The organism is Rhizobium sp. SEMIA 4085 (genome assembly GCF_013004495.1).
Lineage (GTDB): Bacteria > Pseudomonadota > Alphaproteobacteria > Rhizobiales > Rhizobiaceae > Rhizobium > Rhizobium gallicum.
On the sequence record NZ_JABEPH010000461.1, the window covers coordinates 1 to 3963 of the forward strand.

Here is a 3963-nt window from a genome sequence, read left to right on the forward strand (position 1 = left end):
TCGTCGCTGTGGGTGTTTCTCGCCTCCGGCCCTAGTCACGTTGGCCTGTCGCGCTTCCTGTCCCCCCCCAATGCATACCGCGGATAGTAGCTGGTCATGCCCGCGATTCCGCTGTCCCGCCGCGGCTTTCTCGCTTCCGCCTGTTGCCTTGCCGCCGCTCCGATCTTCACGCCGGTCACCTTCGCCGCCATGCCCGGCGACAACCGCTTCGTGACCATCGTGCTGCGCGGCGCGATGGACGGCCTCGACCTCGTGCAGCCCTACGGCGAGGCAGCTTTTGCGGCGCTGAGGCCGACGTTGGCGCTGACGCCGGAGAAGGGGCTCCTCGACCTCGACGGGCATTTCGGGCTCAATCCGGCGGCGGCCGACCTGATGTCGCTGTGGAAGGGAAGAGAGCTTGCCTTCGTGCATGCGGTTTCGACGCCCTATCGCGACCAGCGCAGCCATTTCGACGGGCAGGACATGCTGGAATCGGGCGGCGAACATGTGGCGGCGGAGAAGACCGGCTGGCTGAACCGGACGCTTTCGGTGATCCCGCGCTCGCAGGCCCGCAAGGCGATCGACGTGAATACCTCGACGGAGCTGATCCTTTCGGGCCCGAACAATGTCGATGTCTGGGCCTCGGATTCCAATCTCGGAACGGCGAAGGACGAGATGCAGTTCCTGATGCGGCTCTATGCCGGCGATCCGGCCTTTGCCAAGGCGATGGAAGAGGCGACGCGCGCGAACAATGCGGCGATGATCACCGAGCCGGACGGCAAGCGCGGCGAGAAGATCGCCGACGTCGCGACGCTCGCCGGCAATATGCTGAAGGGCGACTACCGCATCGCGAGCTTCTCGATCACCGGCTGGGATACGCATGTCGCCCAGACTGGGCAGTTCAAACGGCCGGTGCAGGATCTGGCACAGGCGATCAATACACTGAAGGTGACGCTCGGTCTGGAGGTTTGGTCGAAGACCGTGGTGCTGGCGATGACGGAATTTGGCCGCACCGTGCGTCAGAACGGCTCCGGCGGCACCGACCACGGCACCGGCGGCTGCGCGGTGCTGGCGGGCGGGGCGATCCATGGCGGACGCATTCTCGGTAAATGGCCCGGCATTGGCGCCGGCCAACTGCTCGACGACCGCGATCTGATGCCGACGGCCGACGTGCGCGAGATTGCCGCCGCGATGCTCTACCGGCAGTTCGACGTGACGGCCGGGGACCTGACGGGCAAGATTTTCCCCGGATTGAGCTTCGACAAGGGCTCGCAGTTTTTGAAGGTGTGATGAAGGCCGGGCGTTAGGTTGCTAGGGTCGTTAGCCCCTGCCGGGGTTTGTTGCTGCAATCGATGCCCACGGAGGTATGCCAATTGCCTTCCATCATGCCTGTGCCTGTCACCGGCATCCAGCCCGCCCCGGCATTGAGCGCAGGAAGGCTCTCTTTGCCAACAGAGGAAGGCGGACGTCAATTTCTATTCTGGGGTAGCGCCGCATTACTCGAGGTCGCGCGCCCTTTCTGTGAGCGCCGGTTCTCCAAAAGGCGCAACAGCAAGTTCCGTTTTCTCTTGCGCTGGACAAGATCAATATCACTGACAAGCTTTGCGCCGCCCTCGCGCCGCTCCAATGTGATCTTGCGGCTATGGAAGGCTTCCAGCTCAGCTCGATGCGCTACGCTTATGATGGTGACCTTCGGCAATTCATAAATCAACATCTCCATCATCTTGTCCTGACTCTTCTCATCGAGTGCTGACGTTGCTTCATCCAACACGATGATATCGGGCGTGTGTAGCAGGAGACGCGCAAAGGCGAGCCGCTGCTTTTCGCCACCCGACAACGTCTGATCCCATGGCGCGTCGTCCTCGATCTTGTCGTTCAGATAATCGAGTCCCACCTTCTTGAGGGCCGCCTTGATCACATCCAGCGTCCAGCTATCGGCGGCGCGGGGATAGGCGACTGCACGGCGAAGCGTCCCGGAAGGGATATAGGGCCGTTGCGGTAACATGAACAGTCGTCTGTCGGCGTGGAAATTGACGCTGCCGTCACCCCACGGCCAAAGACCTGCGATGGCCCGCACCAGCGTGCTCTTGCCTGAACCGGATTCTCCGGCTACGAGCACCCGCTCGCCTGGTTCGATCGCGACCTGGGTTTCCTTGACCACGGCGGTGCCGTCGTCAAGCGAAACGGAGAGATCGTTTAGGCTGAGCATCGTATCGCCTTCAGTTTTACCGCGCTTGATGCGTCCCAAAGCGTTGCTCTGTTCGGCGCGCTCGAGCCCGTCGAGCGACATCATCAGCGAAGCGATGCGGCGTGCACAGGCGTTCCAATCGGCAAGACGGGGGTAGTTGTCGACCAGCCATCCGAACGCGCTTTGAACGATGGCGAAGGCAGAGGCAGCCTGCATCACCTGTCCGAGGGTCATGCTGCCTTCGAGAAACTTTGGAGCGCAAAGCAAAACCGGCACGACTGGTGCAAACAAGCTCGACCCCTGCGACACAAGCGCCGTGCGCATGTGTTGGCGCGCAAGGAGCGCCCATTGCCTGAGTACCTTGGCGAACGTCTTCTCGACGTCGTTACGCTCCTCCTCTTCACCGCCGAGCAAGGCGATACTCTCGCCGTTCTCCCGTACATGCGTCAGCGTGTAGCGAAATTCGGCTTCCGCCTGATTTTTGACCTCAGAGACGTGGACGAAATGGCGGCCGATGACCGCCATCGAGCTCGATGTGATCGCGGCATAGAGGACCGCGGTGATGACGAGGAAGCCAGGAACAGTGACGGTCGAACCTGCGATTGTCAGACTGAGGGCTCCGCCGATGGTCCAAAGCACCACGATGAAGGTCGAGGCAGACAGAAATGCGGAAATGACACCCGCGATGAAATCGACGGGTGATTCGGTGGCAATCCGCAAATCTTCCGCAACGCGCGCTTCGGGGTTTTTGTGGTCGCCGCCGATGAGGTTCAACTGATAGTAACGGCCGTTTGCGAGCCAGCGCGCGATGACTGTTGTTGTGAGCCAGCAACGCCAGCGGCGCTGAATCATCATACGAAGGGCGACTTGTGCAACGACAAGGACGACGGTTCCAAGCACCAATGGCAGGAATACGGCGCTCAGAAAGTATACGGTGCGGGCATTGTGTTGCTCGATGGCGTCAAAAATTGCGCGGTTCCAGACATTGATTCCATACTGGAAGCCGACATTGATGCCGATCAGGGTCAATAGTCCGATTGAGCACGGCCAAGCGAGCCTGTCGCCGCCGCGGCCCCAGTAACCGCGCGCGCTGATCCAGAAACGCTTTAGCAAATATCTCTTGCGCGCCTGCTCGGCCTCCTCAGGCGTCAACTCTTTATCGGGTTCGATGACATTTGGGGGCGGCGCGACCTCGACAGTCGATACCTTCTCTTGGTGCGACGTCTCGGCACCGTGCGTGTTGGTGCCGTCGACCGATTTCGGATTGAATTTAGCGTCGGTCATACGCACGACAACGGCGTAAAAATCAAAAGGTTTCATGATGCCAATGTCGAACATGGCATCAGAGGGCTTGTCGAGAACTTAACATCTTCCCCCGCTTGAGGGGATTTCCGAAGGGGCGCGAAGCTCCGCCGACGGTTATCGCTTCAATGAAGAGCGGCTCGCCTTCCTCCACGATCATAGACGCCGTGTTCCGACGCAGGATGTTGATCGCAGCGTTGTGGTCGGCGTGGGCGCAAACCGCATTGGCGTGGCGAGGTCTTCCAGCACGACCGTTGCGAAGCGACGGGCGATATCAAGACTGGCCTTGTGCCGCAAGGAGGCCTGTTCCGCACATTGGAAATGACTGGCGTTCTCCCCGGCTTGAGCGTTAACTGTAGTTCTGACGGAGGAGGTGACATGAAAGAGGCCGCCTCCACCGATAGAACGGATCACTGAGATGCAGGTGATGATCGAGGGACAGTCACGCTTCCAGCCTTTCGGCTTACCTTATTGGGGTTTCATACATCTCAACA

Annotated in this window: 2 protein-coding genes; one reads left to right on the forward strand and one right to left on the reverse strand. The window is 60.4% G+C overall.

Annotation, left to right across the window (positions count from 1 at the left end):
• Window positions 1–96 precede the first annotated feature (96 nt).
• Window positions 97–1269 carry a DUF1501 domain-containing protein gene (locus C9413_RS29090; RefSeq protein ID WP_170251271.1) on the forward strand — a complete coding sequence of 391 codons (1173 nt, stop codon included), beginning with the start codon at window positions 97–99 and terminating at the stop codon, window positions 1267–1269.
• 178 nt (window positions 1270–1447) lie between these two features.
• Here the strand turns inward: C9413_RS29090 and C9413_RS29095 are convergent, their stop codons facing one another.
• Window positions 1448–3451 (reverse strand): ABC transporter ATP-binding protein/permease, encoded by a 2004-nt coding sequence (locus C9413_RS29095; protein ID WP_039846798.1) that lies wholly within the window; start codon window positions 3449–3451, stop codon window positions 1448–1450.
• Between the last annotated feature and the right edge of the window lie 512 nt (window positions 3452–3963).

What these genes read in the sequence shown, in the direction of transcription:
- C9413_RS29095 (WP_039846798.1), bottom strand. Translation starts at nt 3,451, where the DNA reads ATGACCGACGCTAAATTCAATCCGAAATCGGTCGACGGCACCAACACG.
- C9413_RS29090 (WP_170251271.1), top strand. Translation starts at nt 97, where the DNA reads ATGCCCGCGATTCCGCTGTCCCGCCGCGGCTTTCTCGCTTCCGCCTGT.